Annotated in this window: 12 protein-coding genes; 8 read left to right on the forward strand and 4 right to left on the reverse strand. The window is 62.9% G+C overall.

Annotation, left to right across the window (positions count from 1 at the left end; genetic code table 11):
- Nucleotides 1–74: 74 nt before the first annotated feature.
- A complete protein-coding gene (locus HU737_RS11590) occupies nucleotides 75–1,391 on the forward strand; it encodes a hypothetical protein (protein ID WP_186555148.1) in 1,317 nt (438 codons plus the stop codon).
- Between the two features lie 62 nt (nucleotides 1,392–1,453).
- Here the strand turns inward: HU737_RS11590 and HU737_RS11595 are convergent, their stop codons facing one another.
- Nucleotides 1,454–2,506: an NAD(P)-dependent alcohol dehydrogenase gene (locus tag HU737_RS11595; protein WP_186555147.1), complete on the reverse strand. Its 1,053-nt coding sequence runs from the start codon at nucleotides 2,504–2,506 to the stop codon at nucleotides 1,454–1,456.
- Between the two features lie 179 nt (nucleotides 2,507–2,685).
- Between HU737_RS11595 and HU737_RS11600 the strand changes: the two genes are divergently transcribed.
- Nucleotides 2,686–3,591 carry an AraC family transcriptional regulator gene (locus HU737_RS11600; protein WP_186555279.1) on the forward strand — a complete coding sequence of 302 codons (906 nt, stop codon included), beginning with the start codon at nucleotides 2,686–2,688 and terminating at the stop codon, nucleotides 3,589–3,591.
- 256 nt (nucleotides 3,592–3,847) lie between these two features.
- Nucleotides 3,848–4,687, forward strand: a complete 840-nt coding sequence (gene yghU / locus HU737_RS11605) for a glutathione-dependent disulfide-bond oxidoreductase (protein WP_186555146.1) — start codon at nucleotides 3,848–3,850, stop codon at nucleotides 4,685–4,687.
- Nucleotides 4,688–4,726: 39 nt separating this feature from the next.
- Here yghU and HU737_RS11610 read toward each other — a convergent pair whose 3' ends face one another.
- Nucleotides 4,727–6,697 carry a BCCT family transporter gene (locus tag HU737_RS11610; RefSeq protein ID WP_186555145.1) on the reverse strand — a complete coding sequence of 657 codons (1,971 nt, stop codon included), beginning with the start codon at nucleotides 6,695–6,697 and terminating at the stop codon, nucleotides 4,727–4,729.
- 263 nt (nucleotides 6,698–6,960) lie between these two features.
- Here HU737_RS11610 and HU737_RS11615 point away from each other — a divergent pair, with 263 nt between their 5' ends.
- From HU737_RS11615 to HU737_RS11625, 3 genes are all read left to right on the forward strand, one after another.
- Nucleotides 6,961–8,664 carry an amidase gene (locus HU737_RS11615; RefSeq protein WP_186555144.1) on the forward strand — a complete coding sequence of 568 codons (1,704 nt, stop codon included), beginning with the start codon at nucleotides 6,961–6,963 and terminating at the stop codon, nucleotides 8,662–8,664.
- Nucleotides 8,665–8,842: 178 nt separating this feature from the next.
- Nucleotides 8,843–9,553 carry a helix-turn-helix transcriptional regulator gene (locus HU737_RS11620; RefSeq protein ID WP_186555143.1) on the forward strand — a complete coding sequence of 237 codons (711 nt, stop codon included), beginning with the start codon at nucleotides 8,843–8,845 and terminating at the stop codon, nucleotides 9,551–9,553.
- 16 nt (nucleotides 9,554–9,569) lie between these two features.
- Nucleotides 9,570–10,490 (forward strand): pyridoxal-phosphate dependent enzyme, encoded by a 921-nt coding sequence (locus tag HU737_RS11625; RefSeq protein ID WP_186555142.1) that lies wholly within the window; start codon nucleotides 9,570–9,572, stop codon nucleotides 10,488–10,490.
- Nucleotides 10,491–10,694: 204 nt separating this feature from the next.
- Here the strand turns inward: HU737_RS11625 and HU737_RS11630 are convergent, their stop codons facing one another.
- Nucleotides 10,695–10,967, reverse strand: a complete 273-nt coding sequence (locus HU737_RS11630; RefSeq protein ID WP_186555141.1) for a PepSY domain-containing protein — start codon at nucleotides 10,965–10,967, stop codon at nucleotides 10,695–10,697.
- Between the two features lie 260 nt (nucleotides 10,968–11,227).
- On the opposite strand from HU737_RS11630, the gene HU737_RS11635 reads away from it, so the two are divergent.
- Both HU737_RS11635 and HU737_RS11640 read left to right on the forward strand, forming a co-directional pair.
- Nucleotides 11,228–12,325: a carboxynorspermidine decarboxylase gene (locus HU737_RS11635; protein ID WP_186555140.1), complete on the forward strand. Its 1,098-nt coding sequence runs from the start codon at nucleotides 11,228–11,230 to the stop codon at nucleotides 12,323–12,325.
- 32 nt (nucleotides 12,326–12,357) lie between these two features.
- Nucleotides 12,358–13,602 carry a saccharopine dehydrogenase family protein gene (locus HU737_RS11640; protein WP_186555139.1) on the forward strand — a complete coding sequence of 415 codons (1,245 nt, stop codon included), beginning with the start codon at nucleotides 12,358–12,360 and terminating at the stop codon, nucleotides 13,600–13,602.
- A 53-nt stretch (nucleotides 13,603–13,655) separates the two neighbouring features.
- Here the strand turns inward: HU737_RS11640 and HU737_RS11645 are convergent, their stop codons facing one another.
- Nucleotides 13,656–14,702: a class I SAM-dependent methyltransferase gene (locus HU737_RS11645; protein ID WP_186555138.1), complete on the reverse strand. Its 1,047-nt coding sequence runs from the start codon at nucleotides 14,700–14,702 to the stop codon at nucleotides 13,656–13,658.
- Between the last annotated feature and the right edge of the window lie 43 nt (nucleotides 14,703–14,745).

The following is a 14,745-nucleotide window of genomic DNA, read 5'->3' on the forward strand; positions in this document are numbered from 1 at the left end:
CCTCACAACCGCAGCGCAACCGGAGTACCATGCGCGCTTCTGATAGACCGCGGAACAAGGAGTCCGATCCGCCCATGGACAAGCAACACCCCCAGCAGCAATGGCAACAGGCGGTCAGTAGCTATGCCCAGGCCATCAATCGCTTCGTCAGCCAAGGGCAGGCGCAAGGCTGGGACGATCTCCAAGAGCCGCAAGCGCCGCCCACCGAACACCTGCTCCCAGCCTGGCAAGCGGCCTTGCAGGCGATTAACCAACCCGGCGTGAGTGACGCGCAGCGCCAGGCGTTTCGCGAGGCCTGGCCGCCGGCGCACCAGCCGCTGCTGCCCTTGCTCGAGCAACACGGTCAGGCTATCGGCACCCTGCTGCTGCTTGATGACGGCAGCCTGCTGGCGCGCATCGGCACGCCGTTCGACCGCGGCCAGGTAGTGCGCATCGATGGCTACAGCGTGACCCCGGTGATCGGTGTCGAGCATTTCGGCCGCTGCCCACAACGCCGCTACTTTGCCCTGGCCAACGCCGAGGGGATCCGCGTCACCGATGGCTGGGGCGGGCCACAGGTCGCCCGGTTTGCCTGGCCCAACGGCCTGGAGGGGTTGCCTGCCGGCTACCCGTTCGAGCCGTTCGACCTGCCGCCAACGCCGACCGCGATCACGCCGTTCCCCGATGGCCAACGGCTGCTGCTGGTCAGCAGCGAAGGCGTGTTCGTGCTGGCCGCCACTGGCGCCACCCGGCTACTGCCCGATGAGCAAGCGATCCTGCAAGACCTGGCTCAAGGCATCGACCCTGACGACATCAACCTGGGGCTGGGCATGGAGCACGGCGCCCTGTCCGCCGACGGCAGCCTGATCGCCATCGGCGAGCAGTGCGGCCGCCACCGGGTCCTGGACCAACAGCTGCGACTGCTCGCCGAGATCGGTCCGGTGAGCGAATACCCGCACTTTGCCCTGTTCAACCAGCGCGGCGATCAGTTGCTGCTCAACGCCTGCCACTTCTACAACGGCGCCACCCTCGGGGTGCGCACTGCCGACCTGCCTGGGCTGGACACCGAGCACTACAGCGACGACCCACGTACCCCACTGTTGCACGAGGGCGCGCGAATCTACGCCGGTGTAGCACGCGAGCACGAATACATCGTCGGCGATGCCCATGGTTACCTGCGGGCCTTTGGCGAGGATGGTCGTGAGCACTGGCAGCATCACCTGGGCTCGACCCTCTGCGCGATGGATATCAGTGCCGATGGCCGCACCCTGGTGGCCGCCAGCTACGCCGGGTTCATCTCGCTGATCGCCCTGGACAGTGGCCGGCCTGACTGGCAGATCGGCACCGGCGAGCATGCCGAGGTGCGCCGTTGGTTGTTCTGGAAGGGGCTGGACAAGCCGCTGGCCTGGTAAGCAGTTTGCCCCGGCCTCATCGCGGGGCAAGCGCGCCCGCGGTGAGGCCGGAGCCGGCTCCATCAGGCCTTCAGCGTGGCCATGTCGATCACGAAGCGATACTTCACATCGCCAACGATCATCCGCTCATAGGCCTGGTTGATGTTGCGGATATCGAGCATCTCGATATCGCAGCTGATGCCATGCTCGGCGCAGAAATCCAGCACTTCCTGAGTCTCGGCGATACCGCCAATCAGCGAACCCGCCAGCACCCGGCGCTTCATCACCAAATTGGCCGCATGCAGCGGTGGCTCGACCGGCTCGATCAAGCCGACCAGAATGTGCACGCCATCGAAGGTCAGCGTTTCCAGGTAGGGGTTGAGATCGTGCTGTACCGGAATGGTGTCGAGCAAGAAGTCAAAACGCCCCGCTGCAGCGCGCATCTGCTCCGGGTCAGTGGACACGATTACGTGATCGGCGCCCTGGCGACGGGCTTCTTCGGCTTTGGCCGCCGAGCGGGTGAACAGCGTCACTTCAGCGCCCAGCGCCTTGGCGAACTTGATGCCCATGTGGCCCAGACCGCCCATACCGAGGATGCCAACCTTGTGCCCAGGGCCGACGCCATGGTGCTTGAGCGGCGAGTAGGTAGTGATACCGGCGCACAGAATCGGCGCCGCGCTGGCCAGGTCCAGGCCCTGGGGAATGCGCAACACGAAGTGCTCGCTGACCACGATGCTGTTGGAATAGCCACCCATGGTGTTGCTGCCGTCGACCCGATCAGGGGTGGCATAGGTCATGGTCGGACCTTCCAGGCAGTACTGTTCCAGGTCCTTGGCGCAGGCCTCGCAATGCCGGCAGGAGTCGACCATGCAACCCACGCCCACCAGGTCGCCGACCTTGTGCTGAGTGACCTTGGCACCGACCGCAGTGACCCGGCCGACGATCTCATGGCCTGGCATCAGTGGGTACACGGCAATGCCCCACTCGTTGCGCGCCTGATGGATGTCAGAGTGGCACACACCGCAGTAGAGGATCTCGATGGCGACGTCATCGGCACGCGGGCTGCGGCGCTCGAAGGTCATGGGGGCCAGCGGACTGGTGGGAGTTTGGGCGGCGTAACCGATGGCGGTATACATGCAGGACCTCGCAAAAAGTGAAACGATTCAGGCGGCACATTTTGTTCGCCAAAAGCCGCTCCGCCCACAGCAGATTCTCCGGCATGCATGCCTGATTCTCCGAACCTGGCTGTGAGCATCTGGCGCTGGCGCTGCAATCTGCGAAGATGCCAGTGTCTGATCCTCTGCCCTGGTCCATCATGCAGCTCACTCGCCACGTCGACGCCAATGCCCCGCTTTGCGCCCTGATCCGTAGCCTGGCCACGCGCCCAGGCTTTGTACCGACTCACTTGCCCCAGGTGCAGGTATTGAGTTGGGATCATTACGTGGCCAGTAGCCCGCAGCTCTATGAGCCCAGCCTGATGATCCTGGCCCAGGGCAGCAAGCTGGCGCGCCTGGGACCACGCACCCTGGAGTACGGCGCCGGACATTACTTGGTGCAGGCGCTGTCGGTGCCGTTCATGTGCGAGACCTTCGCTACCGCTGAGGCGCCGTTACTAGGGGTGGCCGTCGATATCGATCGTGGCGTGCTCAGCGAGTTGGTGCAGAACATGGGCCTTGCCCCCGATGCCGCAGTCGAGGCGCAGACGCCCCAGTCGATGACCTCGGCAGCACTGGACGCGCCGATGCGCGAGAGCGTCGAGCGCTTGCTGCAGTGCCTGCAGGATCCACTGGACGCCAGGGTGCTGGGGCCGGCACGGGTGCGCGAGGTGCTCTATACCGCCTTGCGCGGCCCCCAGGCCGGCGTGCTGCGAGCCTTGGTCGAGCAACAAGGACATTTCGCCCGGATTGGCGCGGCGCTGGCTTATCTGCGTGAGCACTACGCCGAGCCGTTGAGCGTGGAGGCGTTGGCCAGTTGCGCCAACATGAGCGTGTCGACCTTCCATGAGCACTTCAAGCGCTGCACCGACATGGCGCCGATGCAGTACCTCAAACGCCTGCGCCTGCTCAAGGCCCAGCAAATGCTGATCGGCGAAGGCCTGGGCGTGGCGCAGACCGCGCACCGGGTGGGGTACCAGAGCACCTCGCAGTTCAGCCGCGAGTACAAGCGCCAGTTTGCCCATAGCCCAGGCGATGCGCAGCCTTACCAGAGCCTTCCGGTCTAAGTAGCCAATGCGGGCCGCTTTGCAGCCCTTCGCAGCGCAGGCGAGCCCAATCCCACAGGGTTCACTCCCTGATGTTCCGCGTAGTACCTGTAGGAGCGGGCTTGCCCGCGAAGGGCAGCAAAGCGGCCCCATAGCATCACCTTTAGTGGACATACCAAGCCATGCAACCAATGCATTTGCCCTTTGCCGCGAACCCATGGCATAGATGCGGGTCTGCCTTTACATGTCCGCTTTGCGCCATCGAGGAGTTTCGTGCATGAGCAAGTCCCCCTACGTCCCGCCCAAGGTCTGGCGCAACGACGCAGCCTCCGGCGGTCAGTTCGCCAGTATCAACCGCCCGGTTGCCGGCGCCACCCATGACAAAGCGCTACCGGTAGGTAAACAACCCTTGCAGCTGTATTCGCTAGCAACGCCCAATGGCGTCAAGGCCACCATCTTGCTCGAAGAGTTGATGGCGCTGGGGCACAGCGGAGCTGAGTACGATGCCTGGCTGATCCGCATCGGCGACGGCGAGCAGTTCTCCAGTGGCTTCGTCGAGGTCAACCCCAACTCCAAGATCCCTGCCCTGCTCGATCGCAGTGTCGAGCCTGCAATCCGCGTGTTCGAGTCTGGTTCGATCCTGGTTTACCTGGCCGAGAAGTTCGGCGCGTTTCTGCCCAAGGCGCCTGCCGCGCGTACCGAAACGCTGAACTGGCTGTTCTGGCAGATGGGCGCCGCGCCCTACCTGGGCGGTGGTTTCGGCCACTTCTATGTGTATGCGCCGGAGAAAATCGAATACGCCATCAACCGCTTTACCATGGAAGCCAAACGGCAACTGGACGTGCTCGACCGGCGCCTGGCCGAGAGCCGCTACCTGGGTGGCAATGAGTACAGCATCGCCGACATCGCCGTGTGGCCGTGGTATGGCCAACTGGTGCGCGGCAACTTGTATGACGCCGCTGAGTTTCTCGCGGTGCAGGAATACCCTAATGTGCAGCGCTGGGCCGAAGAAATCGCCCAGCGCCCCGCGGTGCAGCGTGGCACCCGGGTCAATCGCACCTGGGGTGATGAGGCGAGCCAAGTGCCAGAGCGGCATTCGGCGGCGGATCTGGATTGACCCAAGTGGGGCCGCCAGACAGCGGCCCCACCCAGCGCGTTAGCCCACCAGATGCAGGAAATGCATATGCCGTTCGAAGTGATCGAGAATGTCCCCGATCACTTCATCCTTCGACCAGCCCATCACATCATGATCCTGACCGCCCTCGCGCAGGTGGACTTCGGCGCGGAAGTACTTGCGCTCATCGCCCGGCGCATCGCTGCTGACGAAGCTGGGCATGGCATAGGCCTGCGGACGAATCTGGTAGACGAAGGTGTCGTCACTCGGGCCGACCTTGAGCGTCACACTGCCCTCCTCACCCTGCTCCACGCTGCACTCATAGCCCTGGCGCCGCCATTCTTCGGCCACCGCTTCACAGGCCGGCAATCCGACTTCGGTAATGAAGCGCGAGACATGCGCACGACGCGGGAACATCGCCAGCGTGCGCAGGCGCCGCTGCCAGTTACCGGCAGCACGTGAAGCGGTCGGCGAGATGGCCAGCGCCTGATAGCGCAAGTTGCGTTTGGTCGCATCGAGCTTGAGCGCCTTGAGCAAGCCACGGGTGCTGCACAGCAAGGCGATGGTGAACGGCAAGGCACTGGCGATGGTCGCTGTCTGCAACGCCTTCAGGCCATCGGCAAGCAGCAGTGCGATCGCCACCAGGCCCATGCTCGACGCCCAGAAGATGCGCTGGCGAATCGGCGTATTCTCCTGACCGCCCGAGGCGAGCATGTCGACCACCATGGCCCCGGTGTCGGCGGAGGTGACGAAGAACACCACCACCATGATCACTGCCAGGGTGCTGATCACACTGGCGAACGGAAAGTGCTCAAGGAAGGCGAACAGCGCCAGCGAGGTGTCCTTGTTCACCGCCATGGCCAAGTCGTTCAGCCCCTCGTTGAGGATCATATGGATCGCGGTATTGCCGAACACCGTCATCCACAGCAGGGTGAATGCGGTCGGCACCAGCAGCACGCCGGTGACGAATTCGCGGATCGTGCGGCCCCGGGAGATGCGCGCGATGAACAGCCCGACGAAGGGCGACCAGGCCAGCCACCAGCCCCAGTAGAACAGAGTCCAGCCGCCGATCCAGTCCGTCGGCTGGTAGGCATACAGGTTAAGCGTACGGGTGACGATCTCGCCCAGGTAGCTGCCGGTGTTCTGCACGAAGGTCTGCAAGATCAGCACAGTCGGCCCCAGCAGCATCACCATCAGCAACAGCAGCACCGCCAAACCCAGGTTGAGCTCGGAAAGCCGGCGAATGCCCTTGTCCAGCCCCGACATCACCGACAAGGTGGCGAGCAAGGTAGTACCGATGATCAGCCCGATCTGGATCGGCGTCGACACCGGCACGCCGAACAACGCATTGAGCCCGGTGTTGATCTGCGCCACGCCAAAGCCCAGCGAAGTGGCCACGCCAAACACTGTGCCGATGATCGCGAAGATGTCTACGGCATGGCCGATCGGCCCGTAGATACGCTCTCCAATCAGCGGGTACAGCGCCGAACGCAAGGTCAGTGGCAAACCCTGGCGGTAGCTGAAGTAGGCCAGGATCAACGCCACGATGGCGTAGATCGCCCAGGCATGCAGGCCCCAGTGGAAGAAGGTGATGCGCATGGCTTCACCGGCGGCCTGCACCGTGCCGCCCTCACCCATCGGCGGATTGAGAAAATGCATCACAGGCTCGGCCACGCCAAAGAACATCAAGCCGATGCCCATGCCGGCAGAAAACAGCATGGCGAACCAGGTGGTGCTGCTGTAATCGGGGGTGCTGTGGTCGGGCCCAAGCTTGATATCGCCATAGCGGCTGATGCCGAGGAACACCACCGTGCCGAGAATGACCGCCACCGCCAGGATGTAGAACCAGCTGACATTGCCGATGATCCACCCCTGGACCTGGGCGAACAGGTTCTGTGCATGCGCTTGAAACACGCTGGCATATAGCACCAGCACCAGCAACAGCACGGCGGAAATCCAGAAAACCGGAGGGTTGATCGTGGACTTGGGGGTCTTGTCTGGCGGTATCGACATCGATGGCAGGCTCCAACGGGGCGCTTCATGCGCACTTTATTCACAAACAAGGGTAAATCCTGACGAGAATTACCGACGTAGTCTGTAGGAAAAAGGCCAGCTGTCTGGCTTTCTACCTACTCTCCGAACACGTTTGCCTGACAGGGTTCGCCGACAAGACTGCCGCGCTGCAAAAATGCTTTTCCCCCGCGCAAGCCTGCGTCGGCTGTGGGCTTCTTGTACACTCGCCTCACTAGCCCCCACCTGTACATTTTGGTGACAGCATGATCGAGGTAACCGAGGTTTCCATTGCCGAGCTGCGCGACGCGCTCACGACTGGCCGTACCACGGCCGTCGAACTCGTCAAGGCCTACCTGGCCCGCATCGACGCCTACGACGGCGCCGACACCGCCACCGCGCTGAACGCGGTGGTGGTACGCAACCCTGAAGCACTCCAGGAGGCCGAGGCCTCCGACGCCCGGCGCGCCCGAGGTGAAAGCCTCGGCCCGCTCGATGGCATTCCCTACACGGCCAAGGACAGCTACCTGGTCAAAGGCCTGACCGCTGCCTCCGGTAGCCCGGCATTCGCCGAGCTGGTCGCCCAGCGCGACGCCTTCACCATCGAGCGCCTGCGCGCGGCCGGCGCCATCTGCCTGGGCAAGACCAACATGCCACCGATGGCCAACGGCGGCATGCAGCGTGGCGTCTATGGCCGCGCCGAAAGCCCGTACAACGCCGCCTACCTTACCGCGCCATTCGCCTCCGGCTCGTCCAACGGGGCCGGCACCGCTACCGCCGCCAGCTTCTCGGCCTTCGGCCTGGCTGAAGAAACCTGGTCCAGCGGTCGTGGCCCTGCTTCGAACAACGGCCTGTGCGCCTATACCCCGTCGCGCGGGGTGATCTCGGTGCGCGGCAACTGGCCGCTGACGCCGACCATGGATGTGGTGGTGCCGTATGCGCGGACCATGAGCGATCTGCTGGAGATCCTCGATGTCGTGGTCGCCGACGATGCCGAAAAACGCGGCGACCTGTGGCGCCTGCAACCTTGGGTGCCGATCCCTGCGGCATCCTCGGTTCGTCCGGCTTGCTACCTCGACCTGGCGGTCGATGCCAGCTCGCTCAAGGGCAAGCGTTTCGGTGTGCCACGCATGTACATCAATGCCGATGAACTGGCAGGCACCTCGGAAAAACCGGGTATCGGCGGCCCGACCGGCCAGCGTATCAACACCCGGGCCAGCGTCATCGACCTCTGGCAGCAAGCGCGCCTGGCCCTTGAGGCCGCTGGCGCCGAAGTGGTCGAGGTGGACTTCCCGCTGGTCTCCAACTGCGAAGGCGACCGCCCCGGTGCACCGACCGTGTACAACCGCGGCATCGTTTCCAAGGCGTTCCTCCACGATGAGCTGTGGGAGCTGTCCGGTTGGGCCTTCGACGATTTCCTGCGGGCTAACGATGACCCCAAGCTCAACCGCCTGGCCGATGTCGATGGGCCGAAGATCTTCCCCCACGATCCCGGCACCCTGCCCAACCGCGAAGATGACTTGGCCGCCGGCATGGACGAGTACGTCAACATGGCCAAGCGCGGCCTGAAAAGCTGGGATCAGATCGCGACCGTCCCGGACGGCCTGCGCGGCCTGGAGCAGACCCGCAAGCTCGACCTGGAAGACTGGATGGACAACCTCGGCCTGCATGCCGTGCTGTTCCCCACCGTGGCCGACGTGGGTCCTGCGGATGCCGACGTCAATCCTGCGTCGGCGGACATCGCCTGGAGCAACGGCATCTGGGTGGCCAACGGCAACCTGGCGATCCGTCACTTGGGCGTGCCTACTGTCACCGTGCCGATGGGCGTGATGGCTGATATCGGCATGCCGGTGGGGCTGACCTTTGCCGGCCGGGCTTATGATGACTCGGCCCTACTGAGCTTCGCCGCCGCCTTCGAGTCGACCGGGTCACGTCGCATCGTGCCGCCGCGCACCCCTGCGCTGGGCTGATTTCGCGTCGTTCTTTTCGCGGGCAAGCCCGCTCCCACAGGGTCTCCACCGCTCTTCAGGCTGGTGGGGTACCTGTAGGAGCGGGCTTGCCCGCAATAACGCCGGTACTGTTAGCCTCGTTGACTCACCCCTCAAAATTCAACAAACTGTATAAAAATAACATTTTGTTGAATAACTTATGTCCGTCACTCACCTCCAACGCGAACGCCAACTGGTCCTGTCTACGCTCAAGGCTGCTATCGCCGCGATCGGCAGCGTTGCCGGGCGCAACATGGAGATTCTCCTGCACGACCTCGACCAGCCCGAGCAATCGGTGGTGGCAATCGTCAATGGCCACCTTTCCGGACGCGCCGTCGGCAGCCCGATTCTCGCTGCACCCGAGCAGGATCAAGGCTTCCAGGCGCTGATGCGCGCCGCGCACACGCCAGGCTGCGAGCCGGTAGTCCTGCCTGATTATCCCACCACCCTCAAAGGCCGCAGCCTGCGCAGCGCCACCGCTATCCTGCGCGACAGCGAAGGGCATCCGTTCGCCAGCCTGTGCGTCAATGTCGACCACAGTGGCCTGGATGCCGCCCTTGAGTTCCTCCGGCAACTGCAGCCATTGGGCGCGGATCAGGTCTTGAGCACGCCCCTGCCAGCTGACGATCCAGCCGACATGAGCGTGCTGATGGCCGAGATCATTGCCAACGCGCTGCAGTCCTGCGGTCACGCCCGGATGAACAAACAGGCCAAGGTCGAGGCCGTGCGGGTGATGCAAGAGCGCGGTCTGTTCATCGTCAAAGGCGGCGTGGAAAAAGCCGCCGCAGCGCTCGGTGTGACCCGCTACACCGTTTACAACTACCTTGAGCAATTGCGTGGCGAAACCTCGTCCGCTGCTCGTGACGACTGACTTCACGGAGACCGCCATGCCCTTGCACATCCACACCCCGCTGTTTGAATCACGCCCCCTGTCGCTGGCTGCTGGCCGCTCGGTCTGGCTCAAGCTCGATGCCTTGCAGCCTTGCGGCTCGTTCAAGCTGCGCGGGGTGGGCCACGCCTGTGAAGTCCACCACGCTCGTGGCGCGCGCCACTTTGTCTCCTCCTCAGGCGGCAACGCTGGCCTGGCAGTGGCCTATGCCGGGCGTCTGCTGGGCGTACCGGTGACCGTGGTGGTGCCAGAAACCACCACCGAACGCGCTAAGGAGCTGCTGCGCCTGGAAGATGCCAAAGTGCTGGTACATGGCGGCTCCTGGCAGGAGGCCAACGAACTGGCGCAAACCTTGATCGGGCCGAACGACGCCTTCATCCATCCGTTCGACGATCCACTGCTGTGGGCCGGCCACGCGAGCATGATCGATGAAGTTGCCCAGGCGGGATTCAAGCCCGATGCGCTGGTGTTGTCGGTCGGCGGCGGTGGTTTGCTCAGCGGCGTCGTCGAGGGGCTCAAGCGCAATGGCTGGCAGGATGTGCCGGTGCTGGCAGTCGAAACCCAAGGTGCCGCCTCATTGCACGCTGCGGCGCAGGCTGGGCACACAGTAGCGCTAGAGCGGATCGCGTCGGTGGCTACCTCGCTTGGCGCCAAACGTGTAGCGGAACAGGCGATGGAGTGCCTGCGCACTCACCCGGTCGAGAGTCATCTGGTCAGTGACCGCGAAGCGCTGCAGGCCTGCGAGCGGTTCTTGCTCGATCACCGGCTGCTGGTAGAGCCCGCCTGTGGGGCGGCGCTGGCGTTGGCCTATAACACTCAAGCTTTGGCCAACTATAAGCAGGTGATGGTCGTAGTGTGTGGCGGTGCTACCGCTACCTTGGAACAGATTCAGGCTTGGCTGGCGACGTGTCCTGAGTGATGTCATGGCTGCACTGGCCTCTTCGCGGGCAAGCCCGCTGCTAAAGGTTGCGCGTGGACTTGGAGGTTGTATTGCTCTGACTCAACGCCGGCCATAAACGCTAGGGCGAAGCCTGTGGGAGTGGGCTTGCCCAGGCAAAAAAAGCCCGTGCCAGGCACGGGCAAAACAACACCACCGCACAATCGGTTAGCCGCCAGCGGGTGTTTAGTGATCCATCTCATCCTTGGTGATCTTGCCGGTGTGCGGATCGACATGGAAGTCATACTTCATGCCATCGGCCTTCATCCCCTCACCTTCCCAATGGCCATCGTCGGCCTCGATCTTGGTGATCTGCGTGTAGCCCGCAGCCTTGAGGCTGGCTTCGGCCTGATCCTTGGTGACCTTCCAGTCAGCGCCAGGCTGGTCAGCCCAGGCCGCACTCGCGCCGAGTGCGCCAACCAAGGCAACGCCTGTGAACAGTCGAGTCAGTGCTTTCATCGTGAACGTCCTTTTTGCGTGAAGGTACAAGGTGCGACTGGAGATTTTCGACGAAGGTTCATTCTTTGCACCGGTCGGATTCTCACGGCTCAGGCCGGTGCCACGATTAGGATGGTCACATTGCTCTGCTCCACTGCTGGCACCGCAGTAGCAATGTGTTACGCAACTCAGACGAAATGCGTCTTCGACCCTTTCGATATGCGGCGCGGGAAGGCACAATGCGTGTCCTTTTTTTGGCCGGCCTGGCCGGGGGCCTTTAAATGATCAAGACGCCGTATTACCTCATCGACAAACAGAAGCTGCTGGGCAACCTGGAGAAGATCGCCTACGTGCGCGAAAACTCCGGGGCCAAGGCCCTGCTGGCACTCAAGTGCTTCGCCACCTGGTCGGTGTTCGACCTGATGCAGCAGTACATGGACGGCACCACTTCGTCCTCGCTCTACGAGCTCAAGCTCGGCCGCGAAAAGTTCGCCGGCGAAACCCACGCCTACAGCGTGGCGTGGGCCGACGATGAAATCGAAGACATGCTGGTCAACTGCGACAAGATCATCTTCAACTCGATCGGCCAGCTGCAGCGCTTTGCCGAGCAGTCCGAAGGCAAGGTCCGCGGCTTGCGCGTCAACCCGCAGGTGAGCAGCTCCGACTACCTGCTGGCCGACCCCGCGCGGCCGTTCAGCCGCCTCGGCGAGTGGGACCCGGAGAAGATCGAGAAGGTCATCGGGCAGATCTCCGGCTTCATGTTCCACAACAACTGCGAGAACGGCGACTTCAGCCTGTTCGACAAGATGCTGGCGCACATCGAAGAGCGCTTCGGCCATCTGCTGCACAAGGTCGAGTGGGTCAGCCTGGGCGGCGGTATCCACTTCACGGGCGCCGACTACGCGCTGGATGAGTTCTGCGCGCGCCTGAAGGGCTTCTCCGAGAAATACGGCGTGCAGGTCTACCTGGAGCCGGGCGAAGCCGCCATCACCCAGAGCGCCTCGCTCGAAGTGACCGTGCTCGACACCCTGTTCAACGGCAAGAACCTGGCCGTGGTCGACAGCTCGATCGAAGCGCACATGCTCGACCTGCTGATCTACCGCCTCGACGCCAAGATGGCCCCCAACGATGGCGAGCACACCTACATGGTCTGCGGCAAATCGTGCCTGGCCGGCGACATTTTCGGCGAGTACCAGTTCGAGCGTCCGCTGGCCATCGGCGATCGCCTGTCGTTCGTTGACGCGGCCGGCTACACCATGGTCAAGAAAAACTGGTTCAACGGTCTGAAGATGCCGTCCATCGTGGTCAAGCAACTCGACGGCAGCGTCGAAGTGGTGCGCGAGTTCGGTTTTGAAGACTACGTTTCGAGCCTGTCGTAAGACAGGCCATTTAGTAAGGAGCAAGGGATAAATTGAAGAAGAACGTTCTTATCATTGGTGCAGGAGGTGTCGCCAAGGTGGTGGCCCACAAGTGCGCGCAGCATAACGACGAACTCGGTCGTATTGCCATTGCGTCGCGGAACATCTCCAAATGCCAGGCCATCATCGACAGCGTCAAGGCCAAGGGTAGCCTCAAGGTACCCGCCGACATCCAGGCCTTCTCGCTCAATGCACTCGATGTCGAGGCGACCAAAGCGCTGATTCGCGAAACCGAATCGCAGATCGTGATCAACGTGGGTTCCGCCTTCCTCAACATGTCGGTGCTGCGTGCCTGCATCGATACCGGTGTCGCCTACCTTGACACCGCCATTCACGAAGAACCGGGCAAGATCTGCGAGACTCCGCCCTGGTACGGCAACTACGAGTGGAAACACCTCGAAGAGTGCCAAGACAAGAACATTACCGCCATTCTCGGCGTCGGTTTCGACCCGGGTGTGGTGAACAGCTATGCCGCATTGGCACAGCAGCAGTATTTCGACCAGATCGACTCGATCGACATCCTCGACGTCAATGCCGGTTCCCATGGCAAGTACTTCGCCACCAACTTCGACCCGGAAATCAACTTCCGCGAGTTTACCGGTCAAGTCTGGAGCTGGCAGAACAGCCAATGGACCAGCAACACCATGTTCGAGGTCAAGCGCACCGACGACTTGCCGGTAGTAGGTTCGCAGAACCTGTACCTGACCGGTCATGACGAAGTGCACTCGCTGTCGAAGAACCTGGGCGTTGCCAACGTGCGTTTCTGGATGAGCTTCGGCGAGCACTACATCAATGTGTTTACCGTGCTGAAGAACCTCGGCCTGCTCTCCGAGCAACCGGTCAAGACCGCCGAAGGCCTGGAAGTGGTGCCACTGAAAGTGGTCAAGGCCGTGCTGCCTGACCCCTCCTCGCTGGCCCCGGGCTACACCGGCAAGACCTGCATCGGTGACCTGGTCAAGGGCACCAAGGATGGCCAGCCGCGCGAAGTGTTCATCTACAACGTAGCTGACCACGAAGAAGCCTACGCCGAGACCGACAGTCAGGGTATCTCCTACACCGCCGGCGTTCCGCCAGTGGCGGCGGCCCTGCTGGTCGCGCGCGGTCAGTGGGACGTGCAGCGCATGGTCAACGTCGAGGAGCTGCCAGCTGAGCCGTTCCTCAAGGCGTTGGACGTGATGGGCCTGCCAACCCGCGTCAAAGATGAAAAAGGCGATCGTCCTTGGGACGCGCAAGCCTAAGCAGCACACTGAAGGGGCGCCATCATGGCGCCCCTTCTGCATCTCCCTTGCGCTTACTTGCGCGCCTCCAGGATCAAGTTGAACGGCGTCTGCGTCGCACGCCGGAACTGCTTGAAGCCTGCCTCCTCGAACACCGCCCTGAGCCGCGCCTCGCCCGCTTGCGCACCCAATCCAAGGCCCACTTCCTGGGATAGCGAGTTCGGCGTGCAGATGAACGTGGAGGCTGCATAGAACAAGCGCCCGACCGGGTTGATATTGCCGTCCAGGGTATCTTCGGCGTAGGGCTCGACCAGCATCACCGTGCCGTTCTCCTTGAGCGCGTGATAGGCGTGGCGCGCCGCGCCCACCGGGTCGCCCATGTCATGCAGGCAGTCAAAGAAGCACACCAGATCGTGATCATGGCCTGGATAGTCCTTGGCAGTGGCCTGCTCGAACGCGACATGCTGTTCAAGCCCCGCCTCTTTGGCCCGCTCCCGGGCGGTGAGGATCGAAGGCGCGTGGTAGTCATAGCCGACAAAGCGCGAGGCGGGAAACGCCTGGGCCATGACCAGGGTCGAGGCGCCGTGGCCACAACCGATATCGGCCACCTTCGCGCCTTTCTCAAGCTTACTGACTACCCCCTCGAGTGCCGGTAGCCACTCAGCCACCAGGAACGTGCGATAACCCGGCCGGAAGAAACGTTCGGTGCCGCTGAACATGCACGGGTGATGATCGCCCCAGGCCAGGCCACCGTCACCACGCATGGCGCTCACCAGCTTGTCCTTGTCATGAAACAGCGCCGCCACCACCGCTGCCCCGCCCGCCATGTACACGGGCGAGTCTTCGATGGCCAGGGCCAAGGCGTGTTCCTCTGGCAGCAGGAAAGTCCCGTTGTCGTGGCGCATGTAGCCGGATGCAGCCTGGGCATTGAGCCACTCGCGCACCAGGCGTGGGTGGCAGCCGGTCTTTTGCGCCAGTGCCTGGGGCGTGACCGGCTGGCTGTCGGCCATGGCCCGATACAGCCCCAGCTCATCGCCAAGAATGACATTGGCCAGCGTTGCCGCCGCGCCCATGTCGCCGACCAGCTTGCCCATGAAGTCTTGCAGCTTTGCCTCGTCCATGACCTGACCTCCTCTACGCGAAGGCCACCGTCAGCCAGGGAGC

The sequence above is a fragment of the Pseudomonas urmiensis genome (genome assembly GCF_014268815.2).
Classification (GTDB): domain Bacteria; phylum Pseudomonadota; class Gammaproteobacteria; order Pseudomonadales; family Pseudomonadaceae; genus Aquipseudomonas; species Aquipseudomonas urmiensis.

Excerpts from the sequence above, each read along its gene's own strand:
- HU737_RS11610 (WP_186555145.1), bottom strand. The coding sequence starts at position 6,697 with ATGTCGATACCGCCAGACAAGACCCCCAAGTCCACGATCAACCCTCCG.
- HU737_RS11590 (WP_186555148.1), top strand. The coding sequence starts at position 75 with ATGGACAAGCAACACCCCCAGCAGCAATGGCAACAGGCGGTCAGTAGC.
- HU737_RS11630 (WP_186555141.1), bottom strand. The coding sequence starts at position 10,967 with ATGAAAGCACTGACTCGACTGTTCACAGGCGTTGCCTTGGTTGGCGCA.
- HU737_RS11600 (WP_186555279.1), top strand. The coding sequence starts at position 2,686 with ATGCAGCTCACTCGCCACGTCGACGCCAATGCCCCGCTTTGCGCCCTG.
- HU737_RS11615 (WP_186555144.1), top strand. The coding sequence starts at position 6,961 with ATGATCGAGGTAACCGAGGTTTCCATTGCCGAGCTGCGCGACGCGCTC.
- HU737_RS11625 (WP_186555142.1), top strand. The coding sequence starts at position 9,570 with ATGCCCTTGCACATCCACACCCCGCTGTTTGAATCACGCCCCCTGTCG.
- HU737_RS11595 (WP_186555147.1), bottom strand. The coding sequence starts at position 2,506 with ATGTATACCGCCATCGGTTACGCCGCCCAAACTCCCACCAGTCCGCTG.
- HU737_RS11620 (WP_186555143.1), top strand. The coding sequence starts at position 8,843 with ATGTCCGTCACTCACCTCCAACGCGAACGCCAACTGGTCCTGTCTACG.
- HU737_RS11645 (WP_186555138.1), bottom strand. The coding sequence starts at position 14,702 with ATGGACGAGGCAAAGCTGCAAGACTTCATGGGCAAGCTGGTCGGCGAC.
- HU737_RS11635 (WP_186555140.1), top strand. The coding sequence starts at position 11,228 with ATGATCAAGACGCCGTATTACCTCATCGACAAACAGAAGCTGCTGGGC.
- yghU (WP_186555146.1), top strand. The coding sequence starts at position 3,848 with ATGAGCAAGTCCCCCTACGTCCCGCCCAAGGTCTGGCGCAACGACGCA.